General features: G+C 29.5%; 20 protein-coding genes. 5 read left to right on the top strand and 15 right to left on the bottom strand.

The window, feature by feature from the left end:
• Window positions 1-79 precede the first annotated feature (79 nt).
• On the bottom strand, window positions 80-2,329 hold the full coding sequence (locus tag IPP08_11455; GenBank protein ID QQS66362.1) for a hypothetical protein: 2,250 nt from the start codon (window positions 2,327-2,329) through the stop codon (window positions 80-82).
• A 312-nt stretch (window positions 2,330-2,641) separates the two neighbouring features.
• Here IPP08_11455 and IPP08_11460 point away from each other — a divergent pair, with 312 nt between their 5' ends.
• Both IPP08_11460 and IPP08_11465 read left to right on the top strand, forming a co-directional pair.
• The gene (locus IPP08_11460; GenBank protein ID QQS66363.1) at window positions 2,642-3,406 is read left to right on the top strand and encodes a hypothetical protein; all 765 of its coding nucleotides are present in this window, start codon (window positions 2,642-2,644) and stop codon (window positions 3,404-3,406) included.
• Window positions 3,407-3,539: 133 nt separating this feature from the next.
• On the top strand, window positions 3,540-4,469 hold the full coding sequence (locus tag IPP08_11465; protein ID QQS66364.1) for a rhodanese-related sulfurtransferase: 930 nt from the start codon (window positions 3,540-3,542) through the stop codon (window positions 4,467-4,469).
• A 106-nt stretch (window positions 4,470-4,575) separates the two neighbouring features.
• On the opposite strand, the gene rplT is transcribed toward IPP08_11465, so the two are convergent.
• The 11 genes from rplT to IPP08_11520 all read right to left on the bottom strand — a co-directional run bounded on the left by rplT (window position 4,576) and on the right by IPP08_11520 (window position 17,155).
• Window positions 4,576-4,920, bottom strand: a complete 345-nt coding sequence (gene rplT / locus IPP08_11470; protein ID QQS66365.1) for a 50S ribosomal protein L20 — start codon at window positions 4,918-4,920, stop codon at window positions 4,576-4,578.
• Window positions 4,921-5,107: 187 nt separating this feature from the next.
• Complete coding sequence (rpmI, locus tag IPP08_11475) at window positions 5,108-5,302, bottom strand: 50S ribosomal protein L35 (GenBank protein ID QQS66366.1); 195 nt, start codon at window positions 5,300-5,302, stop codon at window positions 5,108-5,110.
• Window positions 5,303-5,308: 6 nt separating this feature from the next.
• Window positions 5,309-5,830: a translation initiation factor IF-3 gene (locus IPP08_11480; protein ID QQS67885.1), complete on the bottom strand. Its 522-nt coding sequence runs from the start codon at window positions 5,828-5,830 to the stop codon at window positions 5,309-5,311.
• A 333-nt stretch (window positions 5,831-6,163) separates the two neighbouring features.
• On the bottom strand, window positions 6,164-7,753 hold the full coding sequence (locus tag IPP08_11485; GenBank protein QQS66367.1) for an OmpA family protein: 1,590 nt from the start codon (window positions 7,751-7,753) through the stop codon (window positions 6,164-6,166).
• A gap of 29 nt (window positions 7,754-7,782) precedes the next feature.
• The gene (gene lepB, locus IPP08_11490; GenBank protein ID QQS66368.1) at window positions 7,783-8,703 is read right to left on the bottom strand and encodes a signal peptidase I; all 921 of its coding nucleotides are present in this window, start codon (window positions 8,701-8,703) and stop codon (window positions 7,783-7,785) included.
• 186 nt (window positions 8,704-8,889) lie between these two features.
• Window positions 8,890-10,077, bottom strand: coding sequence for a hypothetical protein (locus IPP08_11495; GenBank protein QQS66369.1), 1,188 nt, complete (start codon window positions 10,075-10,077; stop codon window positions 8,890-8,892).
• 79 nt (window positions 10,078-10,156) lie between these two features.
• Window positions 10,157-12,646 (bottom strand): PD40 domain-containing protein, encoded by a 2,490-nt coding sequence (locus IPP08_11500; protein ID QQS66370.1) that lies wholly within the window; start codon window positions 12,644-12,646, stop codon window positions 10,157-10,159.
• Window positions 12,647-12,980: 334 nt separating this feature from the next.
• A complete protein-coding gene (locus IPP08_11505) occupies window positions 12,981-13,859 on the bottom strand; it encodes a DUF1573 domain-containing protein (GenBank protein QQS66371.1) in 879 nt (292 codons plus the stop codon).
• Between the two features lie 147 nt (window positions 13,860-14,006).
• A complete protein-coding gene (locus IPP08_11510) occupies window positions 14,007-15,722 on the bottom strand; it encodes a tetratricopeptide repeat protein (GenBank protein QQS66372.1) in 1,716 nt (571 codons plus the stop codon).
• A 197-nt stretch (window positions 15,723-15,919) separates the two neighbouring features.
• Window positions 15,920-16,900 carry a substrate-binding domain-containing protein gene (locus IPP08_11515; GenBank protein QQS66373.1) on the bottom strand — a complete coding sequence of 327 codons (981 nt, stop codon included), beginning with the start codon at window positions 16,898-16,900 and terminating at the stop codon, window positions 15,920-15,922.
• Between the two features lie 69 nt (window positions 16,901-16,969).
• Window positions 16,970-17,155: a hypothetical protein gene (locus tag IPP08_11520; protein QQS66374.1), complete on the bottom strand. Its 186-nt coding sequence runs from the start codon at window positions 17,153-17,155 to the stop codon at window positions 16,970-16,972.
• Window positions 17,156-17,352: 197 nt separating this feature from the next.
• On the opposite strand from IPP08_11520, the gene IPP08_11525 reads away from it, so the two are divergent.
• Window positions 17,353-19,881 (top strand): family 20 glycosylhydrolase, encoded by a 2,529-nt coding sequence (locus IPP08_11525; protein ID QQS66375.1) that lies wholly within the window; start codon window positions 17,353-17,355, stop codon window positions 19,879-19,881.
• A 17-nt stretch (window positions 19,882-19,898) separates the two neighbouring features.
• On the opposite strand, the gene xerD is transcribed toward IPP08_11525, so the two are convergent.
• Window positions 19,899-20,810: a site-specific tyrosine recombinase XerD gene (gene xerD / locus IPP08_11530; GenBank protein ID QQS66376.1), complete on the bottom strand. Its 912-nt coding sequence runs from the start codon at window positions 20,808-20,810 to the stop codon at window positions 19,899-19,901.
• Window positions 20,811-20,911: 101 nt separating this feature from the next.
• Window positions 20,912-23,347 carry a choice-of-anchor B family protein gene (locus IPP08_11535; protein QQS66377.1) on the bottom strand — a complete coding sequence of 812 codons (2,436 nt, stop codon included), beginning with the start codon at window positions 23,345-23,347 and terminating at the stop codon, window positions 20,912-20,914.
• A gap of 148 nt (window positions 23,348-23,495) precedes the next feature.
• Between IPP08_11535 and IPP08_11540 the strand changes: the two genes are divergently transcribed.
• Window positions 23,496-24,107: a bifunctional 4-hydroxy-2-oxoglutarate aldolase/2-dehydro-3-deoxy-phosphogluconate aldolase gene (locus IPP08_11540; protein QQS66378.1), complete on the top strand. Its 612-nt coding sequence runs from the start codon at window positions 23,496-23,498 to the stop codon at window positions 24,105-24,107.
• A 68-nt stretch (window positions 24,108-24,175) separates the two neighbouring features.
• Entirely contained in the window at window positions 24,176-24,598 is a 423-nt protein-coding gene (locus IPP08_11545; protein ID QQS66379.1) for a hypothetical protein, read from the top strand.
• A gap of 12 nt (window positions 24,599-24,610) precedes the next feature.
• On the opposite strand, the gene IPP08_11550 is transcribed toward IPP08_11545, so the two are convergent.
• Window positions 24,611-26,536, bottom strand: coding sequence for a helix-turn-helix transcriptional regulator (locus IPP08_11550; protein QQS66380.1), 1,926 nt, complete (start codon window positions 26,534-26,536; stop codon window positions 24,611-24,613).
• Window positions 26,537-26,648 lie beyond the last annotated feature (112 nt).

The raw sequence follows: 26,648 nt of genomic DNA on the forward strand, positions 1-26,648 counted from the left end.
GATTTCTCAATTCAATATAAAGGCATTATTTTAAACAATAATACTAGCTACTAAAGTAAATTTATTAAACTAAATTATTTTATTTTAACAGTAATTTATAATTTAGTTTATCACTATTCTTTACTGTTGTTGTCCCTGAAGCACTCACTTTCAATCCATTCCCAAAACTTGTAATCCAAATTTCGTCTTTTACATATGGGTTGTAGAATACTCTTTCTGGTTGTCTGAATGGATAACTTGAAATTTGCTTAAAAGTTGGCTTTATACTTTGTAAATTATTTGTAAACCAAAGTCCATCTGTTTCTGTGGTAACGTACATTTCATTTGTATTACTTGGATTAATAGCAGAAGATGATACCCTGTTTGTATTATTAACTTTAGATGGTAAATCTAATAGCAGACTCCAATTTAAACCTCTATCAGTTGTTTTGTATAATCCCCCTTTATTGTTAGAAGGTCCTCCGTAACCACTCCAAACCCCAGCATACCATGTTTTTTGTTCAACATCTGCTAAATCAACAACAACATCTTTCGTCCAATATCCCATATTTACTTTATCTGTTCTATCTAACCAACTAATGCCACCATCTATTGATAAAAATACCCCTGAACTTTGTGTAAAAGCATTTGTTCTTCTAGCGCTATAAGTAGCTAACAATGAACCATCATTAAGAATTTGAATATTATATGGATGGCCTTCTGTTCTTGGGGGAGCTGTTAGCTTTGTCCAAGTTGAATTTACACCATTGTTTAAATTCTTTGAAACATAAATTCCTCCTTGAGTAGAATGAATAACACTAGCATACATTATATTTGGATTCTTCGGATCCAAAGCTAACCAAATTACTGGATGTTGAAAATCATGTAAAATTGTCCATGTCATACCATTATCTTTAGAAGTTATCACTCCTCCTTTTCCACCATCAATTCTTGCATCAGTAAGGTAAGTACTTTGATACATATCGTGAACACTTGAAATTGCTCCATAAAGAGTACCAGTAGGATTTTTAGTTGTAAAGTAAACAGCATTTGTTGAAAGGTTATTGTAACAATGTTGCCATGAATTACCAGCATCTATACTTCTGATTCCTTTAATATCTGCAAACCCAGCAAACATTGTATTTTTATCTGACCACATAATTTGCCAACTTGTAGTGTTTTCAATTCCAATTGATTTATAAAATTTTCCCTTTGGAGTAACTGAACCAGAGTTATTCTGTGCTGAGTTTTCAATATAAGCTTGTTTCCAATTATTTCCACCATCAGAAGTAACATGAGGAAAGCCTAAACCAGTTAAAACTAATCTATTTACATCTGTAGCACACACTGCAAACCCTAAAGCATATTCATCATAACTCCACTCTCTATCACCTCCTTTACCTTGCCATCCAGTTTTGATATTTTCATTTAGTGAAGTCTTAAATACACTTTTCCAAGTTTTAGCTCCATCAATACTTTTCATAACAATTGGCACTCCATCATCGCTTCCACCAGCTAGATAAACTGTATTTATATCATTTTCGGCCATACCAACAAAAAATGGCTTATCGCTGTGAATCAAACCATTTTCACATGTTTCCCAACTTGGAGAATTATCTTCAAGAAACATTGTATGCTGATAATTACTGTATTCAGCTCCAGTTAAACCTGGGTAAACATCGCCAGAGCCAAGCGTTACACAAAAGAATCTTGTTATATTGTTTTGTTTAGCTCCAGTAAAAGAAACCATTTTATCAGTCTGAGTTGGAAATCTTTTTTGATCATAATTAAATGTAACTCCATTGTCTTTTGATATTAACAAACCTTTGTCAATTCCAATGTAAATTTTCTCAGAATCCCAAAATACACCTGCCACATAACACATTGTATTATCACTGTATTTTTTCACCCAAATTTCTCCTCCATCATTTGAGAAATATAAATTTTTATAATCACTTATTAGTAGTCTTTGTGTAGAATGTGGATCTGCCCACAATGTAAATGCTTCACCATTTGTTGGATCATTATTTAATTTTTTCCAGTTTTCACCACCATCGTTTGTTCTTACTGGTGTTGCTACATCATTCCCAGACCAATTAATAGTATATTGAATTTTTGGGTCGTTTGTAAACCTTACAACTGAACGAGTATTATTTGATTGTATTTGATTATAATGAACAAAAGTCCAATTATTACCAAAGTCTTTTGAATGAAAAAGTTCGGACATATCACAAGATAAATAAATCTCATTCTTATCAATGGGAGAAATACTAGCAGAAAACAAAGCCCCTCCACCACCAATTCCTCTTGGTTGCCAAGATTGTGGCTGTGCAATAATCTTCGAGCTCATTATTAATAAATTACTAATGATGAGAAATTTAAAAAAGTAAATGTTTTTCATAAATTGTTTGTTTTGTATTAAAGAATATTTTATTTATATATAGTTATTGAACAATTTGCTTTTATATTTTCAACTAAATTTTAAATCTAAATTAATATTAAAGTTGGGAAATTAATTCAATTTTATTATTTTATAAATTAAGTATTTTAACTTTAGCTTTTACTCAATTATTAATGTTTAATTTTGAATTTAATATTATAAAGCAATTTGAATATAGTTCACACAAATTCATCATCTGAATTACTCAATCAAATTAATAAAATGAAGTCAAAATTATCAATAGTAATTGCTGTAGTTCTTTTATTATCTTTGGTAGGCTGGTTATGTAACACCATTAAAGATCGATCTAGTACATTGATTGAATCAGATACCATAAATCATAAAGATCCGAACACAAGCACTGGTAATGACTTGCAACAAATAGATTTCTCAAAAATTGAAAAACCAAATCCTTTAGTTCAAGAATTTAATGGCTGCCCTCCTGAAGGTGATGGAGGTGATCCGAAATTAAATATCTTAAAAAATAGAATTGATGAAAGTGATTATATTCCAATTCCTTTTGAAACACTAATTAACTTAACTTGGCCCATTGAGCTTGAAAAGAAAAATCGTAAATTTTGGAGCAAAGAAAATACTAAAGAAATTGCTAAATATGAAGGTTCTCCAATAGTTGTTGAAGGTTACTTAGTTAAAGCTAAAAAGTCAGGTTCTGAAAGTTGTAATTGTCATGGTGCTTTAGACTCCGATAAAGATTTTCATGTTTGGCTTACACAAAACCAAGACGATGATAGAACTAAGTCGATTGTTATTGAGCCAACTCCTAGAGTAAAAGCGAATAAACCTAATTGGACTTTATCCAATATTGGTCATTTAATTTTAGATAAAACGCAAGTAAGAATTTCTGGATGGCTATTACTTGACCCAGAACATCCTGATGAAATAGGGAAAACCCGTGGATCAATTTGGGAGATACATCCTGTAATGAAAATTGAATACAAAATTGGTAATGGTTGGAAAGAATTATAATTGGAATTAATTAATATTTCTTTATAAATTTTGATGAAACAATTTCTTTTTAAAATAAAATATTGATTTAATTTTACTGAATTAATTATTAATATCAAATTAAATTACAATTGAATTTTTTATATAAAATAAAATGACAAAGTTGTATAGTTATAAAATTGGTGCATTTTACAAATTTGTTAAACTAACAGATTTAGATAACCTTAAAATCATAATAACAGATTTAGCAAAGTCTTGTAACCTAATGGGAACAATTTTATTGGCTGAAGAAGGCATTAATTCGACTTGTTCGTCAACTCCTGAAAACTTGGATTTATTTATTGATAAACTAAAACAAATTAATGTGTTTTCCGATATAAATCCGAAATATTCTTTTCATGATGATGAGCCATTTTTCAGGTTAAAAGTAATCATTAAAAAGGAAATTGTAAAATTAGGTGTGAATGGAATAGATCCTACAAAAAAAGTAGGTGTTTATGTTTCTTCGCCAGAGTGGAATAAGTTAATTTCTAGAGATGATGTTTTATTGATTGACACTCGTAATGAGTATGAAACTAAAGTTGGAATTTTTAAAGGAGCAATTGATCCTCACACTGATGCTTTTACAGAATTCCCTGATTTTGTAAAAAAAAATCTTGACGTTAAAAAACATAAAAAAATTGCAATGTATTGTACAGGTGGAATACGTTGTGAAAAAGCTACAGCTTTTATGCTCGATCAAGGGTTTGAAGAAGTTTATCATTTACAAGGTGGCATTCTTAAGTATATAGAAGATATGCCAGTTGAGGATAGTTTGTGGGAAGGAGAATGTTTTGTTTTTGACGGACGGACCGCCGTTGGTAATACTCTTATTCAAGGAGAATCTCGATTATGCTTTGCTTGTAGAAGTACTCTGAATGAAGAAGACTTAAATTCTAATTTATATGAAGAAGGTATTTCTTGTCAGTATTGTTATGGTAAAATATCTGAGAAGAAAATGAAAGCAATTAAAGAAAGACAAAAGCAATTGATTTTATCAAATGCTAGAGGCATAAAGCATATCGGAGCTGAAATGATTAAATAATATAAATTTATTATTTTTTATAATAAAAAGTCCTACAATTAATATAAAATTATAGGACTTTTTTTATTTTAAAAAATGACAAAATCAGTTTTGTCAAAAGATAATTTTATCTAACATGTTCAACAATTGATTTAAATACATCAGGTTGAGAATAAGCTAAATCAGCTAAAACCTTACGATTAATATCTAATCCTTTCTTATTGAGAGCATCAATTAGCCTACTATAAGTTGTACCGTTAATGCGAGCTGCAGCATTAATACGTACAATCCATAGACGGCGGAAATTTCTTTTATTGAGTTTTCTATCACGGTATGCGTGAGTTAAACCTTTTTCAACGTGGTTTTTTGCGATTGTCCAGACATTACTCCTTTCACCCCAATAACCTTTTGCGAGCTTTAATACTCGGCGTCTTCGATTTCTCGAAGCGACTTTGTTCTTTGAACGAGGCATTTTGTTTTACAGATTTTTTAGTTAAAAGTTAAGTACAGTCAAGCATCTGTGCGATTTCTGTTTTCGTCGCTTATCTAAATTAAATAAACAAGCGCGTTGACTTGTACAAGATTGTTTAGTTCTCAATTGAAAGATCAGAAAAGTATTTCATATAAAAATACTTTTACTCCCAATAATTAATTTCAAATTACATTCCAAGCATTCTTTTAATCTGTGGTACATCCACATCAGCAACCATTTGAGCATGACGCAATTGGCGTAGTCTTTTTGGAGATTTCTTAGTCAGAATATGACTACGAAAAGCAGACTCACGTTTGATGCGACCTGATCCTGTTACCTTAAAACGCTTTTTTGCTGCGCTTAGTGATTTCTGTTTTGGCATCTTATTTTATTTGATTATATCTTCTGTTTTCTTATTTTTTTTATCTGGAGAAAGAACTAATGACATATTTCGCCCTTCCATTTTTATTGGACTATCAATCTTTGATTCATCTTTGAGCGCTTCAAGAATTCCACTTAACAACTGTCTTCCTATATCCTGATGAGCCATCTCTCTTCCTTTAAATATTACCGTAAATTTAACTTTATCACCTTCACCTAAAAATTCACGAGCATGTGTTAATTTGAAGTTTACATCGTGTTTGTCGGTTCTAGGATGCAACCTAATCTCCTTCATTTGCTGCTGATGCTGATTCTTTTTAGCTAAATTTTCTCGCTTTTGCTGTTCATATCTAAACTTACCATAATCTGATATTTTACAAACTGGTGGCTCACTAGTTGATGAAATTTCAATCAAATCAAGTTCCTTTGATTCAGCCAAAGCAATTGCTTCCCTTGTTTGCATTACCCCTAACTGATCACCATTATTATCAATAACTCGAACAGAAAGAGCTCTAATCTGGTCGTTAATTCTGTTACCACCTCGAAAATTACCAGGTCCTCCTTTGTTACCAAAATTTCCTCCTGATCTAGCGCCAGTATTTGAAGGTCTGTTTGGTGTGAATGGTGTTCTGTTGAAAGTACCACCTCCAGTCGTACCTCCTGTACTTTTAATTGGAGGACGGGGTTTGTTGTTTGGTTGAAATGTAGCCGTAGTTTTTAAATAGTTTAGTTATAAAAAATTTTTGTTATAAAATTCAAGTTAACAAAAATAAGTCAGGATTATTGTATGAACAAACAATTTTTTATTTAGATATATAAAAAATTTGAGAACTTAATAAATCTTGAAATGAAATAACCAATTTTACTCTTGAATTTTAACCTCTACTCTTCTGTTTAAAGATTTTCCTTTATTCGTATTGTTTGATGAGATAGGTTCCATTTCACCAAAATATTCAATTGATAAATTGTTATCTGAGATTCCGTTTTCTATTAAGTATTTCTTTACATTTTCTGCTCTTCTTTTACTTAATTCTTGATTATTAATTTCTTCACCATCGCTATCAGTATGACCAATTACAAATATCTTACCATTATTATAAGTAAAATTCTTTAATTTTTTTTGTGCTAATTTAGAAAGTTCAGCAGAAGACGTATTAAAATACACATAACATTTTTTATCTATGTTTTTAATTTCTTTAACTTTTTCAATCTTCTCACTTTTTTGTACTGATGTTTTTTTATTTAGACTAATTTTTACAAATATTTCGTCTTTATTACCAACATTTTTTAGAACCTTTTTTTCATCACAACCTTCTGCCCAACCTGTAAATGTATAATTCTTAGAACTTGGCAATACAAAATTGAATACTCCTAATTCATCACTAGATGTTGAACCAACTTCATTTCCATTTTCTTCAACTCTTATTAATCCTTTAGCTCCTTTTCCGTTTACTGTAAGCGAACCTTTAATTATAACTGACTTAATTGGTTTTAAGGAATCTGGAAGTTTAAAGCGATAAATATCTGCTGAACCATAATTATCCTCACTAGCGTTTCCAGCAGAACTAATATAAATGTAATCCCTTTGTGAAGGAATTGATAAGGAAGCCTCAAATCCATTAGTGTTAATTGGAGCACCTAAATTAATAGGTTTTCCCCATGATGTCCAACTATCACCCTTTCTTCTTGATAAATAAATATCGGCACTTCCTAACCCACCTTCCTTATCTGATATAAAATATAAAGTTCTATTGTCGCTTGCTAAGAATGGTGCTCCTTCAAACCCTTTAGTATTAATCTCTGATCCAACATTTTTAGGTTTAGTCCATTTCAACAAATCTTTACTTGTCGAAAAACATACATAAATATCTAATGCCCTTGGATTTTGTTTTGTTGTATCGGCACTATATGCAATAATCAACTGCTTTGCATCGCTCGACATAGTGGCATAATAAACTTCACCAATATCTGTTAGTCCATCTATATTAATAGCTTTAGGAGTTTGCCATTTACCATTTATCTTATCAGCAATTGCAAAACCAACACGTTTATTTCCTGTGACATTACCACTATGAACTAGAGCTTTATTCCCATCAGGTGAAATCCAAAAAAGAACATCAGACCCTACTGAGTTAAGTGGTGAACCAATATTTTTACATTCAGACCATTTGCCATTAGGCAATAACTCACTATAATAGATATCATCATCATCCATTTCTCCACCAACATTATTCTTATCATATTTTCTATCAAAGTACAATGTTTTACCATCGGGTGAAATAATAGGTAATATTTCGACATATTGAGTGTTTATTTTATCACCTAAATTTTCTCTTATGCCAAGTTTATCAAATACTTCTTCTTTATTTTGAGAATAAACATTCAAAGTAATGAAAAATAAAACCGCCGTAGCGGTTAAAATTGAATTTGATTTTAATCCTAAAAAACTCATTTTACTATAAAAATTTTAATTTAAAAAGATTAATTTACTCCATTAAAGATACGTCCCCATCGAATTGTTTTTATTTTTTCAGCCATTTGACCAAAGGGCATATTTGTGTCCCAAGACCAATAAACAAACAAAGGAGTACCAACAATATTTTCTAATGGAATAAATCCCCAATAACGACTATCTAATGAATTATCACGATTATCACCCATTCCAAAAACGTAATCTCTTGTTACTGTATATTTGTTAATACTTTTACCATCAATAACTAAACCTGATCCATCAATTTCAACTTTATGTCCTTCTCTCATAATAAATACGCGCCACATACTATAATTATCTTTGGTTAATTCAATCACATCACCTTTTTTTGGTATTCTAACCGGTCCCCAATTATCCTTAGTAAAACCAGCACCTTCAGGGAAGGTACGCATTTTATCATCTGGATCTGATTGACCATCAATAAATACTGCATTTTTAGGAACTGCTTGCTCAACTCCATTAATAAACACCTTTTTATTTCTAACCTCTAAAGAATCTCCAGCTGTTGCAACACATCTTTTTAAATAATATTGAAACTCATCAGCTTTAACTTGCTCTCTCATTCCAGGGAAAATAAATACTATAACATCTCCTTTTTTGGGATCGCGTATACCAGGAAATTTGTAAAAAGGCAATTGAGTATTAAAAAATGGTAAAGTTTGTGGTGTTGATCCACCAAAAATAAAACGATTAACACATAAAAAGTCGCCAGTCATAACTTCATTTTCCATTGAACCAGTAGGAACAACAAAATTAGCAACCAAAAGCCCATTAATGAACATTACTAAAACTAGTGCTTGAACAATTGTTTTTATCCAAGACCAAAGCCATTGAGTAAATGATTGTTTAACCTGTTGTTTTTGGATTACCTTTTCTTTACCTAATATGATATTTTTTGATTCGTTAGCCATTTATATTATTAATTTCTGTGATTTTGATGATTTCATTTACAAAGATAAGTAGTTGAACACATTTGAAACGTTCATTGAAAATAGTTTTTCTTAAAAAAATGATTTCAAATGAATCCATATAGATTATAATTTCAATTTTTGCAACAATAAAAAAGACTAAAATTACAATTAAAAGTGTTTACATTTTTAACCGTACAACGCACATGATGAACCTATCCAAGTCATATTTGCGTTGTGATCAACTCCCATCATTGGACCTCTTCCTAACCTTGCAAGCCCCATAATTGGGATTGGTTTGACTTCATCATCAGGCCATACTAACATTATTCTATATTCTAACTTAGTATCCCCAACTGGAGTATCAATTATAGAAGCGTAATCAATTCTTCTTTGCAAAATATAGTTTTGTTTTTCTTTATGCAAAATGTTATTAATATCTTTAGAGTTTGGAGATAAGATAACACCGTTCCCAGAAAATGAGAATAAAGGTTTTAAAACATAATTTTCTAAATCTTTAGGAAGAAAATCAATTTTGTTTAATAATATTGTTTCTGGAACTGTACTATGTTTCAAAAATGGAATTGTGAATTTTGAAATTCTATAGAACCAATTTGGATTACTTATCCATTCAATATCTAAATCCTCATTCCAATTTATATTAGTTTTAATATTTTTTCTTTCTAACTCATCAAATATTACTCTGTTAAATATCCTCTTAATTGGATGAAGTTCTCCATTACTTTCGTAAAACAATTCTTTACCATGACTTTTTATATATCTAACATCTGCAATACCTATTCCTAAAAGTTCTTTAATCATCATAAAATCTGGTAAAGTCTTTTGATGAAAAGGGTCTAATTCCATAAGAGCAACGCTTTCTGGAGCTTCATCATTTACAATAACTTTTCTTAATAAGTCTATATATTCAACTCTGTTTAAATCACTATTTATGTATGATAAATTTGTTGGGAGTCTGTAATGCTCTAAAGATAATTCTGCTAAAGCTAATTGGTAACCCATTAAAGATGGGAATCCTTGGAGTTCAACTAGTTTGGGTGTAGCTACACCATTTTCCAATGTAACTGCAAAATCAACAGTTATAAATTGAGACCTTTCTTTTTGATTAATTGTTAAATATTTAGATGGGATTATATTATTAGTCTCTTTTAAATAATCATGATTATGTGCTTGCATTGAAATATCAATTGCAGCATTTTCACATATCTTTCTGAAATTATTAGGTATAAAAACTGGGGTTTCTGCAACTCTAAAAAATATTTCAGAACGAAACCTGTAATCTAATCTTTTCAAAAAAGAATGGTAACTTCTTTCATGGAATTTTGAATTAAATTCTTCCCTAAGATCTTTTATCATATTGTTAAATATTTAAAAAAATAGCCTGTTCACGAATAAATTCTTTTCGTTGAACAGGCTAATTATAGTTAATTATTAGTTAAGGAGTTGTTGAAATTGGTGTTTCGATAATAACTTGTACAGTTCTGTTATAAAAACGACCTTCTGGTAAATCATTAGGATACAATGGGTCAGTTTCACCAACTCCTTTTCCTTCTAGTGATTGATAAATACCTGATTTAACATTTTTCTGAATACCTCCAGTAACCGACTTAGCTCTTTGACCTGATAAAGTCATATTACGATCATCCAAACCAACAACGTCAGTATAACCTGTAACTTGAATTTTAGCACCAGGTTTGATTTCTGGATAAATAAATTCTCTCAAAATTCTATCATTTAATGTTCCTGGTTCAGGACTATCAAACTTGAATAATACAAGAGACAATTTATCAATAGTTTTATCTGAAGTTGTTTCTAACCTTTTAATTTGACTTGAAACAAATCTTACAGGTATGTCAACAATATTAGATCTACATTCTTTTCCATCTTTGCTATAAACTACCAATTGAGCTTGATAAGCTCCAGTATCTAAAGCCCCTGGAATTGAATCAACATTGCCATTCTTACCCCAATTATATTCAGGTGAAACTGCATCTGTTTTTCCAACGTTACCCATAACCATCCACATTTTACCATTTCTTTTTATTTCAATTGCACGTCTTGCAACTAAATCATTATTTATTCCATTCTTCATCTGGAAATGCATAGTATCAGGTTGTGGTGCAAGTCTGTATTCTACTTGAAGAATAGGTTTTACTATATCCCATTCGTCTGAGTTTATTTCAGTTCTACGGTTTTCCACAATTCCAAGTGGATCTCGTCTGTTAGAAACTCTTTCAGGAAGGTTCCTTGCTGGAACTAATTTTATTCTACTTTGATCAATCTGCCAAATTTTTGTAAGATAATCATATACAATTTGCCCTCTTTTTTCAGAGACCTCTTTAACTTCGTTCAACTTTGGTTCATCAGAATTGCAACCTACAATTGAGATTTTGGCGTCTGGAAATTTCTTCATTCTAAAGCCAATCACATTTAACATATTATGATATTTTTCCATTGTTCCCCCAGGAATTTTTTCATCATCAAATCCAACGGTTTCTTCTGGTTTTGAAAACATTACATATCTATCTGGAATTACTGCACTTCCAGAATCAAAAAATACATATGTCAATAAAGGGAACAACTCACGAACTTTAACTTCTTCAATCAACAAACCACGGAAATTACGAGATTTTTCTGGAGCAGTTGGAGGAAGATTTTTAACATAGTCTGATATCCCATATGTTGCAGATAAAGTTGGGCTCATACCTAGAATAAAATCTTGTTTTAACTCTTTATATTCTTTTGTTTCAGGAATTGGTAGTAATTCAATTCCATTTGGATACCCTTTACTAATTGCAATTCCTTTAAGTTTCATGGCTTTTCCAGCATTCATTACAAATGAATACTCACCACTTGCTGCATTATTTTTAACTCTTTGAACTGTATCTCCTGTTTCTTCATTAATAAAAATCACTTCAGAAGGTAAATTTTGATTAGTGCATCTATCATATACTTTACCTGATATTAATATTGTTACAACTTTAGGTGGTAGAATCCCCATAAATATATCAAGTTGACCTGCATTAAATAAATCTGTTCTTTCTGATGCAAAGTAAACTATATCTCCTGCAGCTGGAAGAGTAATGAAACGTTCATCTTGAGGAGTGTTGTATGGTTTACCTAAGTTTTCTGGCGCAGTCCATTTTTTATCAGGACCAACTTTTGAGGAAAAGAAATCAAGCCCACCAAAACCTCCATGACCAGCAGATGAGAAATAAAGAACTTGTCCACCAGCTATCAAGAAAGGACTATCTTCACGAGCAGGTGTGTTGATAGGTGAACCTAAATTTCTAGGTTTTCCCCATTTTCCATCAGCTCCTTTAAATGAAACATAAATATCTACATCACCATCACCTCCCATTGCACCATCTCTGGTAGATACAAAATATATTGTTTTACCATCTGAAGAAATTGATGGTTGAGAATCCCATTCAGCTGAATTTAACTCAGTAATATTTCTAATATTTTTCCATACTGTTCCATCAAGTTCAGCCTGATAAATATCGCAATCTCCTAAACCGTCTGGCCTTTCACATGCTGTAAAATATATTGTCTGACCATCAGCAGCAATTGAAGCAACCCCTTCATTTAGGTTAGTATTAACTGGTTTTGCTAAATTTTTAGGAGTTGTGAAAACAGTATCCAATCTTTCTTTTTTTGATGTAACCCAGAAATCGTGACCTCCAACACCACCTGGTCTATTTGAAACGAAATATAGAGTTCGCCCATCAGCAGTAATTGTTGGAGCATATTCTAAATTGTTTGTGTTAACAACTGTCCCAAGATTTCTAATCTTAAAACGGTTCATAACATTAGAAGTATCTTTTTTCGGTGGTTGTTGCTGACCTTCTTGAGAAAAAACTAAACTAACAGAAGATGTCAGTAATAACAGAGCAAAGATTGTAAAGACTAAGCGTATTCTCATCTTAGCAGAATTAAAATTTAATATTGTTGAAATGTAAAATTCGAACTTAAAATATATCTTTAAAAGGATAAATAGATTTCATTTTCTATGCTTAGGAAAAGCATTTAAGAGTTTCAATCATGAAATACAGTTCGCAATTCAGATAATTAAAGAGATTAAAAATTATTCGAATCGCTGAAAATTAACATGAGTGTTTTTTTAAACACAAAAGATTAATTGAACAAATATAACAACTGAATTCCAAACATCAATCCAAAAAAAAAATTACTTAAAAAATATGCGAGAAAGAATTAATTCCTTCTCGCATAAAGTTACAACTTGATTATCATCAAAATTATTTATTACTACTAGATTTAATCTTTTTATTTGAAGTTTTTGATACTTTTCCTTTTACTTTTTCGGAACCGGTTCCAGCTCCATTATTAGTTGGAGTTGATAGATCTGGATTGAGTACTGGAATCTCTTTTACACTATTTCCATTAGTAACTTGTGTAGCTGGTGTAGATGGTGGTGTAGGATCTTCAACATTTCCATATACAGGGAAATTGATTTCAGGGCGTTCTTTGCTAGAAGTTTTTACTCTTACAGATCCATTCATAGAACCTCCAACAGTAGGAGTAATATAAGCTTTTAACTCCATTCCTTCACCTGGCTTTAAGGTAACTGGTTTTTTTAAATCAAACCTAGCCTTCATGTTACCACTTATAAACTCAGGGGTTTCTATTGTTAAATTTTCCTCACCAGAATTTGTTATCTGGACTTTTGTTTCACTTTCAACCGAAATTTTAGGTGCATTAGCTAGAAAATATTCAGCAGGTGTAATTGTCATTGAAGTTTTAATAAACGCTTTCAATGTATAAACAAGTGAAGGGTTAACTGGATCATCAGTTGTTATAGTTACAATTTTTGTAATATCACCAGCTTTATTATGTGCATCAAGAGAAATACTAACTGTTGCAACCTCACCTGGGTTTAAAAAATTTGTATCAAGTTTACTAGCAGTACATCCACAACCAGGACGTACTTCTTTAATATTTAATGGTTTATCTCCAGTATTCTTTATTTTGATTTCAGTTTTAAGTTGTTGAGGAGCAACCTTACCCCAATCATGAGTTAAACCATCTAAAACTTCAATTTTTTGTTGTGCGAAACTCACTGTAAATGATAAGGCAATCAATGCAATAAATACAGTTAAGCTTTTTGTAATTTTCATTTTGTTCATTTTAAATTATATTTTTTAAATTAATTTTACGAAATTTTATTACCTACCTTTATTAGAGGTAGTTTTTTTAGTATTCTTTTTTGGCTTTTTAATATTATCTGATTTTGTGTTAGACACCTCAATTTCATTTTCATTCCTTCATCCACACCCAATAGCCTTCATATTTTTTGGAGCATCAGTGTTCTTTGGGTCATATTTTAGAACTAACTTGTAAAATTTACAAGCATTATCTTTTTCATTTAAAAGTTGATAAGCATAAGCAACAAACAAATAATTTTGAGCATCATCTGGAACTAATTTAATTGCTTTATCAAAAAATTCTATTGCAGGTTTATAATCCTTTGCATCAAATTTTTCTTTGCCTAATATTTTATAAGCCATTGCACCATCTTTAGGTGATTTTTCATCAAATTTTCGTTTCAATAATAATTTAGCAATTTCAGATGCTTTAGAAGTTTGTTTCTGAATAGAATAACAACTTATCAACATTTGATAAGAAATTAACATAGTTGTATCAATTCCCAGTAAACTTGTAAATGCTTCTATTGCTTTATCATACCTTTTTAGACTATAATGAGAATAACCTATAATCTGAAATATTGCTCCTTTAGGTTGATCAGGACATACTTCCATATATTTATTTCCGAATTCTATAGCTTCATCATATTTTTTTTGTTTAAATAAAATGTTAGCAATAACTTTATAAACTTGACAATCTTTTGGATTCTTTGTAATCATTGTTTTATAATTAATCAGCGCTAAACTGGTATCTCCACCTGATTGCATTATGCTTTCAGTATAAAAACCAAAATTTTCATCGTCAAGAGAGTTAGCAGGAATTATTTTATATAAATCTCTAGCTTTCAAATAATTTTTAGATGCAAAGTAAGATTTAGCCAACATAATTTGAGCCTTTGGAATAAAAGACATTGAAAGTGAATCTTTCTTAATCAAAATTCTTTCAAGTGGATCAATTGAAAGATTAAAGAATCTTCCATCAAAAGCTGCTCTAGACAGCATTATATCACCTCTAGGATCTTCTGGTCTTAGTTTGACATATTCATTAAAAGTACCTCCAGCTTTTTCAAATTGATTAGCTAACATATATATTTCACCTCGTTCAAACCAAGCTCTTGCGTTTTTTGGTGCTTTGTAAGTAACAATTGTAAACTCATTCAACGCTTTATTGTAAAGTTCATTTTTACGAGAAATATCATCATCACGTCTTGCCATTTCCCTATAAGCACGACCTAATCTAACTCTCGGCTCAACTAATGATGTGTCCCTTGAAAGTGCTTCATTAAATTGAGTAATTGCTAATTCATAAACTTGACGAGTATAATAGAGCTCTCCAAGAGCTAAAAAAGGTTCAGGAGACGTTTTGTATTTATCTCTTGCAGTGATAATTGTTATTTCTGCTTTATTCAACGAATCGTTCCCAGCTGCAATATATGCTCTCCCTAAAGCCATGTAACTTTCTAAAGAGTTTTTATCATAACTCATTGCTCTTCTAATCGATTCAATCCCTTTTTGAAAATTGTTAATTGAAACAAATGCTTCTCCACGTTTTCTACAAACAATTGCATCTTTATTATCAATTTCAAAAGCTTTTTCAAAATAATTTATTGCATTATTATAGTTATCAAGTTCCATATAACAGTCTCCCGCTTCAATTAAGATCTGTTTATCTTTTGGAGATTTTTTAACAGCTTCATCAAAGAACTTAGCAGCATTTGTAAAATCCCCTTGTATGACTGCAACACGAGCTTTATCAATTTCAGTTTGAGCTGATAGACCTTGTGATTGGAATAATGATATTATTATAAATGTGGAAACTTTAAAAAAGAGCTTCATTTTTTGCATTTTAGAATTAGTTCTGAAAATTTTAATAAGATATTTTATTAATACTCCTTTACTTGTTTTAATGATTAATGACATCCATTTTTACAAAAAGATTATTAAATATTTGCGAAATTATCATTTTTGAATAAAATATTTTGTAAAAATCAATTTATCTAGGAATCATTTAATTTCATGTTGACTAAAAAAAATTATTTTTGCAACAATAAACTCATATCCTCAACTTCTTCCCATGAATCTGGTTCGGTTAATTTAAATTTTATATTTAAACCTTGCAGACCTTTGCTTACTAGATATTTTTGAGATATTCCACTCTTTGATATCCATGCAAGAAACCCTACAGCTGAAGAATTTGAAACTGCAAAAGTATAGCCAGTTATTGTCTGTTTTATTGGGTACCTCCCCATTACTAAAGTTGATGGATGAACTATAACAGGTGGGTAAATGTTTGATGAATCAGTCCAACCTAACTCAAGTGTTTTCACTTTTGAGGAGTCTTGATGAGCTCTATACCAGCTCATAATTGAAATAGAATTAGATTTTGAAATTTCATTTATTACAGAATCGGACGTTGAATAGAATTGGACAAATGCTCTTATATTGTTTCCATTTGTTAACTGTTTTTTTATTGATTCATAACTTGAAGAGTTTTGATTATTTAGAATAAAATTTACTTTTTCTATCCCTTTGTTTGAATCTAAATCATTGTAAACCATACCCGGAATATTTAAAGCTTTTATTAAATTTTCTTTATTTGTTTTTTCTAATTTAGAGTTTTTAGCAGCTACTAAAGCCAATCCATCATTTGCAATTGGATACTCTTTAATTGCGATTCCATTTTTTGCAAGTGCGTTTCTTTCATCTAAAATCAAATCCCTACCAACAATTGCGGCAACAGATGCAGATGTATCAAGACTTGTTGAAATGTTGACTTGGTCTTGAAAAAGTTTATCTAATGCCTCTCTGCAATTCATCCTAACAATTGTGATATCAGTTTTAGGAACCTTTACTTTAAAAGAATCTACTAAAGATTTTATTATAGGCACATACAACTCATCTACATATAAAATTAATTTACCAGATGTTGCAGTATTTGATTTAGGATCTGGCTCTTGACAAGCAGATATTACAAATAAAGAAATTAACATTAAAATTAAGAATGAACTTCTCATATTATATATTCCATAAATTTTAGTTAGCAATTGAACGAAATCTCCTTTTTTTTATTGTTGGTAATTAAATTAAATATTTTTTTTATTTATGAGAATAACAATCCTATATACTCCCATTAACATTAACACTATTCCAAACATTACTCTAAATGAAGTTGAAAACTTATTTTGAAATCTGAAATCAAAAATACCTGTTATTATAAGAACTCCAGTTATAACCATTATACCACCAAGTAGTAACTTAACTTTTTTCATATAGGATTTAACATTAAATAAATTTTAAGTATTTCAAATTAAGGAATTTATTTATTTTTTAATATCTCAAATTGTGTATTATAAATCAATGTATCTATTTTAGAGTAAAACTAAATATTAAATGTTTAATACTTAATTTACTTTTTGAAATTTAAAATTTAATTCAATTTAAAATTTTAATTCAATTTACAATTAAAATGAAAATAATATTAATTACTTTTTGCTTATTAAGTTTACGTTCAAGTAACATTTTTTCAGCAGAAATTAATGCTCTGCAACCAAGACCAAAAGTAGCTTATAATCATTTTGGAGAAAGTTTTACAATTTCTAAAAGCACTGTAATTATTACTACTGATAGAAACACCAAGTCAGTTTCGAAAAGCATTTCATTTTTGCAAAAAATCATTAAACAAAAATTAGGTGATACCCTACAAGTTTTTGATTCTATAACTAATGTAAACGCTATTTATATTGGTGGAAATAACTCTAAATTAATGAATTCTTTATTACAATACATTATACCCAAAGGAGAATTAAAGCTCAAATCGCAGGGTTATGTGTTAGATATAAATTCTAAAAATATTATTTTATCTGGGTCTGATTCTGATGGGATATTTAATTCTGTAACAACTCTAATCCAACTCTTTAATAATTCTAAAAACAATATTTTATTATCTGGTGCTCATATTTGGGATTATCCAGATTATGAAATTAGGTATGTTTTTTCACAACACAATATTTTAACTCAGTTAACTAAAAGTATTAAGAATATACTTGATACGATGGCGATTTATAAACTTAACGGACTACAACAATCGGATTATAAATTAGGTATATTAAATATAATGAATAGTAATTATTTTGATTCAGTTTCCAAAATGAAAAGCATAGCCGATTTTGGGAATATCAACGTTATCCCTGCAACATGCGGAATTGGTTGGTCGAGTCAATTTCTATTTCATGACCCGAATTTGGCAACCGGCTTCCCAGCTTATAGCAAATATTTTGTTGAAGAAGATAGTGGGAGAATAATTCCAGATAGTAGAGTAACTTTAATAAATGGTGATTTTGAAAATGTTGGTAGTAATGATCAGTTTACTGGTTGGTCTTTTTATGATGGACCAAATCAAAGTGTTTTTGTAGATAATAATGTTTTTCATTCTGGGTATAAAAGTGCTAGATGTGAAAATTTTACAGTAGGCAATAGTTCTGGTAATTGCCGTTTTAACAAGACGTTACAGTGCGATTCCTTTAATTATTATACTATGAGTGCTTGGGTAAAGACTCAAAACTTTGTAGCAGATGAATTCAGACTTTTAGCATTGGGTAATGGTGGGTTAAATAATGGTAGATCACTTACTTACACATCATTTACAATTCCTCAAACATCAAATGGTTGGATTAAAGTTGAAACAAGGTTTAATACTTTAAATTTCAATTCAATTAATTTATATGTTGGTTCATGGGGAGGTAGGTCTGGTACAATATGGATTGATGATTTCAAAATTCAACCAGCAGGAATGTGCAACATTCTAAGAAGAGCAGGGACACCTTTATGGTTAATCAATAAAGTTACAAAAGAGTTATATGTTGAAGGAAAAGATTTTTCTCCGATTGTTGATTCTATGATTTATAAAACTAAAGGTGATTTTGGAATATATCATACCCCTCCACCCATTAAGAGAACTATAGGTGGTAAAATCAAAAATGGTGATACTCTAATTGCATCTTATTATCATCCATTAACCTGTGTGGCAGATATTGACGTGTCTGGGTCAGTTATGGTTTCATTATCTGAAGATACATTATATACTCTTATTGAAGATCAAGTTTCAAGAGTTAATAAAATATTCAACTCGAATTCATTCTTTATGGGTCATGATGAAATTAGAGCTTTTGGATGGGATAGTTCTGATTATAAAAGAAAACTTTCACCGAGATATATTTTAGCAGATAACATCAAAAAATGCACTGAAATTATAAAGAAAATTAACTCTAGTTCCAGAATATTTATGTGGAGTGATATGGTTGATTCTTTACATAATGCTGTGAATAATTATTATTTAATTAATGGTGATCTAAGGGGAATATGGAATGATATTCCTAAAGATATAATTATAACAAATTGGAACTTAGGCAAGCTCGATGCAAGCATGTCTTTTTTTGAAAAGCTTGGGTTTAATCAAATTACCTCACCTTACTATGATGCAGGTAATTCTAATGGAATTAAAAATTCAAGAATAGAAATGGAAAAACATAAAAACGTATTAGGTAGTATGTATACAACTTGGAATTCTGATTACAGATTTTTACCACAGTTTGCATCATACATGTGGGGTGCAGGAGCATATATTATTCATTCCCCAATAGATTCAAACCAATTAATGACTACAACATCTACTTTTGATTCTATTAAAATTGAAGCAGATATATTGCCAGATAATTACGACCAAAGTGATGCAATTATTAGTGCAACTATTGATGGAGTTTATAAAAATGGTAATTTACTAATAGATTTTAAAAAACAAATTTCAAGATCTACTGGAAATCATTTCATGGGGTTTATTCCATCAAGTATAAGTTTCATAAAATATAAAATTACTGCTATTAATAAACAAGGCTTTGTTAGAGAAACTCCGTCATATATTATTGATAAAGTAAGTGGTTTGAGTGGTGTTAAGGAAATTGATTCATCAATTTTAGAATTGAAGTTAAGTAGTAAGTAATCAAATTAAACAGAGATTTAAGCTCTTGGATGATAGCTTTTATGCACCTCTTTTAAATAATCACGATTAACATGAGTGTATATTTGAGTTGTGGAAATATCTGCATGACCTAACATTTCCTGAACAGCCCTCAAATCAGCACCTCCTTCTAACAAGTGTGTAGCAAATGAATGCCTAAATATATGAGGGTATACATTACTATTTATACCCGCTAATGAAGCATATTTTTTTGTCATTTCCCAAATAGCATTTCTACTTAAAGCACTTCCACTTGAGTTAAGGAATAATATGTCATCATTTTCTTTACTTTTTTTTACTAAGTAAATTCTTGATTCTTTTCTGTACTTTTCAACCCAAATTTGAGCTGTCTTACCTATTGGAACAATCCTTTCTTTATTACCTTTACCAATAATTCTTATTATATCGTAATCAAAAATCAGGTTTGAAATTTTCAACAATCTTAGTTCAGTAATTCTTAATCCACTTGCATACATCACTTCAAGTATTGCTCTATCACGAATTGCATATTTAGTATTTTTATCGTCACTAAACACAACTTCTAATATTTTTAATATGTCATCATAAGTTAATACATTTGGTAAATGCCGAGTTTTCTTTGGTACATCAATATTTTCTGATGGATCCGAATTAGTCTCTTTTTCTAAAAATAAAAATTCATGAAAACCTCTTATTGAACTAACTGCTCTAGCAACAGAGCTACCTGCTAAGCCTATGTCACATAATACAAAGATGAATTCTTGAATAACTTTAGAGTTTATAATGTTTAGATCTATAATATTTTTTTCATTTAAAAACTTAATGTATCTCTGCAAATCAAATTTATAAGAATACAAAGTAAGATTCGCCAAACCTTTCTCCAATAAAAGATATTCGAAGTATTTTTCTAATAACAAATTAATTGAATCCATTTAACAAATTTAATATTAATGACTTTCTCTATAATAAATAAAAATACCCTGAAACAATTTTGAAATATGTTTCAGGGTTTCAATATTTTTATTTTAACAACTTACTCTTTAATGAACTTTCCAGTTACTTGAGTATTTATAAATTTAATAACATAATTATAAGCTCCACTTTGAAGTTCAGAGGCTGGAACCCTTACAACACTTCTTCCTGAGTTTGCAATTCTTTTATTTGAAGTTAATACTCTTTCACCAGTTATATTATAAATCTCAATAGTAGCATTTTGTTGAGGTTCAGAAAGCATCATTTCAAAAATTATATCTTGTGCTACAGGATTACCTAACACTTTTACAAGGAACGTAGTATCATCCCTATAATTATCAACATTTTTTACTATCAAATCTGAAACACTAAAATCGTCCATACCAGCTTCAACTAATGAAGGATTTCCTAAATCAGATCCAACAATTCTAAACTGAGTTTGTGATGTTTGATTTACAAATTTTTTTATATTATAACTTTTTTCAAACCATTTTTGAGGTGAATCTGCAATAACATCAATTAAATTCCAAATTACTCCTCCATCATTTGATATGTATATTTTCAATGAATCATCAGGTGAGTTCTGAACATTTCCATCTCTTGAATACCACAACCAACAATTGAGAACTGGATTTGTGTATGAACTTAAATCCATTATAGGGGAGGTTAATGTAACAGTTCCACTGTCAATATCAGTTGTTCCAGCTCCAGATTCAGAACCAGCAATTCCAGTAATAAATGCATTATTTTGGAAAGGGAATTTAGCAGAATGATCTTCTCCAGGTTGAATCTCTACTAAACCACGACCTTGAACCTGTGTTCTTGTTCTAATAGGCACTCCTTTTTCCCAATGACTTATGAGTACACCTTTATCTTTTGAATCTGTAAATGACCAACCAAAATCAAGTTCAGCATCATCAAAATATCCATTGTTTAAAGTCACATTAATAATTCCATTTTTAGAAGAAGTAGTACTTACTAGTTCAGAATTAAAACCCCAAGCACCAACATATATCTGATATAAACTATCTTTTGGTAAATAAATTGGGATTTGAGAATCAACTGAATTTCCATATTCTGGTCTATTAATAACTCTAAATGAAAACTTCGGAATGTCTTGTTTTGTTTTACCATCAATAGCAACAATTTTATAATTAGAAAGTGCCATTTGAGTCATTTCAATATTGTATATATTTCCTTCTTTAGTAACATTCAGTTTTCCAGAAGTTGGAAAATAATTTATAACAGCTGCATTAAAATTTAAAGTGTCAATAGCCCCGTAATAACTATATCTCCCTTGATTGTCTGAAAGAATCTGTTTACCAAGTTTTGGTATAATTATTGGGACATTCGCAATTGGTAATTTAGTTACAGCATCAGTTACAACTCCATTAATACTACCTTTAATTACTTTTGAGATGTTAAAAACATACAATCCATTTTGCATATCACTAGCAATTATTTTACCACTTTTAAAGTAAGGATAAGTTTCCCAATTTCCGCTATACCCACCATTAGGACCTAAGTAAGTATCGTAGTATCCAATTTCAGCAGGATGAATTGGATCACTAATATCAACTATTCTAGTGCCAGCAGTATACCATGCAATAACTGCAATATCCCCTTTTGTATGTACATTATGAATAATTTCATCAAGCGATGGAGTCCAATCTGTCACTTTTGAGATATTATTTATATCAGATCTATCCCATATTTTCAAAGTTTTGGCAGTTGTTCCTACCTCATCGGTAGTCATAATGTACTTACTATTCACAGTTAAATCGGAGTTATGAGTTCCAGCACCAGGGTATCTAATATCAGTAACAAATTGAGGATTTTTTCTGTCTTTGCCTAGATATACAATATCTAATCTCCCATCATTTATAGCTGAACAGTACATTGTATCATTTTTGATAATAGCATCATGAACATATCTTCCAGTCCATTTCCCAACAATTTTTGGGTTAATTGGATCAATTGATACATCATAAATAAAAGTACCACCATTTACACCAGCTTGGGCTTGTGTTCCATGAACGTAAATAAAACTACCTTCTTGAGAAATAGTGTGTGCAGTTTTATAAAGTGAAGTATCATTTTTGACTAGAGTGGCACTTGTTGGTAATTTAGTTAAATCAATGATTTGAAGTCCATCTCCATTTCCTCCACTCCCTTCAGTTACTACATATGCATAACCATTTACTGCTTTTAGTTCTCTCCATCCACTCGGAGTTCCTGGAATAAAAGCAACTTGCTTTATTGGCTTATCACTAATATCAATTATATGAGTACCATTGTAACCACCTAACAAGGCATATTCTCTTCCATCTTTTGATGTATAACCCCAAAGTGCTGAATACCTTTCTTGTGCATTTTTAGGTGGTGAAGGATTTAAAGTATCGAATAAAACTGTATTATAATTTCTAATTTTTTGTTGTGAATGTGCACTAATTATTATAATAAAAAGTAGAATTATTAATGTTACATTTTTTTTCATTAAGTTATTCATAATTAATTATTGGTTTTTAATAATGACACTTTGTATATCTGTAATTTTCATTTAACTGATATATACATAAATCTAAAAGTTAAAAATTATCAAATTCAAAGGGTTGCGAATATATAACAACTTAGTAAATTACAAAATGAAAGATTTTTTAATGAATTTAAAGTTAGAAAAGTTAATTGCAGTTGTAAGAGAACCTAGTTTTGAAAGAGGTTTAGAAATTACCAATTCTTTATTAGAAATTGGAGTCAAAAATATTGAGATAACTTTAACAACTCCAAATGCATTTAAAATTGTAGAAGCATTAATTATAAATGATAAAAATATTTTTGTTGGAATTGGTAGTGTATTTACAAAAAATGAATTATTGAAAGGAATTGATTTAGGAATTAGCTTTTATGCCTCACCAATTTTTAATAAAGATCTAGTTGAATTAGCTAAAAATAAAAATGTAATTTCCATGCCTGGCGCTTTAAGTCCTACAGAAATTTTCCAAGCGAATGCTTTAGGTGCAGATATTATAAAAATTTTTCCTATGCCTTGTGATGGAGTAAATTTCATCAAATCCATATTAGCTCCAATGCCATTTTTGAAAATAGCTCCAAGTGGTGGTGTTAATCATGAGAACATTTGTGATTATATTAATGCTGGGGCTACAGCAGTAAATGTAGGTACTTGGTTGACTTCTGGAAGTAAAATTGATATTACAAATAAATTCAATTTGTTGAAAATTAGCTTAAAAGAAATTTGAAATTTGTTTGTTTAAATTATTTTATTAATTTAAAATCTATTTAACAGAATTATAAAAAACTATAAATAATGAAACATATTTATTTGTCTCTAATCTTAGTAATCACATTTTTATTTGTTTCAAATATTCTTATCATTTCTCGAGCTAGATTAAACAATAAATCAAGGGATGTAGAATTTATTTACTCTGATGGGAATAATAACTTTTATATTATAACAAAGAATTATTTAAAATATGTTCCAGTTAATCCAAATGAAAGTTCAACTGGGACTTATAGTGGTGGTAAAGCAACTGTTAAAAAAATCACTAAAAATGATTTCAATGAATTTAAAATTTTAACATTAAAACTGTTTAAATCAAAAAATCAATTCCCTATTACTAAGGTTAAGGGGTCAGGTCAACTTAGTTATAAAAAGAAAAGTTTACTTTTGAGAAATAATTCAAATGAAAAACTTGAAATTGAAACATTGTTAATGAAATTAATAAAATAATTTTTAATCGAATTATAAAGTAATTAAAAAAGCTTCTAATTTTAAGTCAACTAAATCCAATTTTTTTTGAATGTGATATCTATGATTTTCAACAGTTCGTTTTGATAGAAAAAGTACATTAGCAACTTCTTGAGTATTAAGACCAGTCTTAATTAAAGAACATATTTTAATCTCAGTAATTGTTAACTTATTCAAACTTTTTTCTAAAAGTTTAGAACTAAAACTAGGATTTAAAACAACAAATCTTTTTTCAAATTCTAACCAATCTTTGTCTGATTCAACATTTGAATTTATATGTTTTGCTATATTTTTTATAAATTCATTAGTCTCTGATATATCATCAGAAATTTGAATTTTTATATCATTTAAAAATTCATTTTTATTCACTAATTGAAGTGCTAACATGCTTAACTCTTTCTTTTTCATCTCTAGTTCATTATATAATTGATCTGCTTTAACTCTATTGTTTTCGGCTTGTTGCATAGCCCTTTCTGTATCTAATTGAACAAACACTGCTTGCACTCTTTGAGAAACATTAAGATTCAAAATTTCATCCTTAGTTTGATGAAATAATTTATGAAAATTAAATGCCTTTTTAAAATCCTTTTTAAATTCATAAATCTGTGAAAGTTGCTCATAACAAATATGCAACAAGGAATTTATACTTTTAGATTTAACAATTTCTATTGCTTCATTTGTAATTTTTAAAGCAGTATTTAAATTACCTAAACTTATCAATAATTCGCCCTTCATAATTAATGAATTTGCTAAACTAATTGATAAATTTTCACTCTCCAATATTTGTATTGCTTTATTACAGTAACTTAAAGCATCATTCTTTTTACCTATAGATTTAAATGCTTGAGAGTATTTAACATAACAATTAGCTAAAGCTTCTGAACTTTCAATTTCAATGCTTAAACCTATTGATTCTTCTATTTTTTTTAATCCATTCTCATCATTAAATTTCTCTACTTCAATAAAGCCAATACTACTTAACTCAGAAATAATATAGTATTTATCATTCATATTCTTCGCCAAATCTAAAGTAATATAACTTTCTTCTAATACTTCTTTAAATTTTCCTAAATTAAAGTAACAAGCAATTAATAGAGAATGACTTCTTCTCATTAAATCTAGATACCTAGGGTAACTCGGCATTATCAATAATTTACATTCTTCAATTATATTCAGACTTAACTCGTAATTACCTAACTCCAATTGAATATCAGCTAAACTCAATTTTGCATATATTACTCCTTCTGGTTCATTTAATATTTTTTTTAAAGAAATATTTTTCTCAATTAATTGTATGCATTTTATAATGTTTCCTAAATGTAATTCTGATGAAATTATATTTCCTAATGCTACAGATTGAAAAAACAAGTCATTTTCTTTTATCCCTTTTTCATATAATTCATTTGAAATTAAATGCATTTTTTTGAAATCACCTTTTCTACCATAATACATTGAAAGAGCGTGTTGGAGACGCATTATTTCTATGGTATCATCTTGAGTTTCAGCAATTTCAAGTCCTTTAAGTAGATTAGATTTAGCTTTTTTCATATCTCCAATCTTCATATAAGCATTTCCTAAGTTCCTAAATATGCTCGTTGTAAGATTAAAATCTGATGCTTCTTCAGATAATTTTAAAGCTAAACTTGAATACTCAATTCCCTTGAGTGTATCAAGTGAGGGAGACATTATATAAACTGTTCCTAATAATGAGTTCCCTTTTGCAATACTAACTTTTTTATTACGTTTATTTGCTACCTCTAGATAATAATTTGATACTTCTAGTGTTTTTGCTAAATCATACTTTAAATAGAAATTGTATAATAATATTAAAATTTCAAACACATCATCTGAATTTTTATTTCGATGAAATCTTTTTTCTAACTCAATAAGAGTTAATGAACTTAATTCTTTTTTATTCATATTTTAAAATAAGAATAAATCTTAATGGAAAAAACTAGACTTTAATTAAAAAATTTAAATGGTTATTTTTAATTTAAAGAAACTATTAATAACCATTTATTAAATTATAATT

The organism is Chlorobiota bacterium (assembly GCA_016700335.1).
Taxonomy (GTDB): domain Bacteria; phylum Bacteroidota; class Ignavibacteria; order OLB7; family OLB7.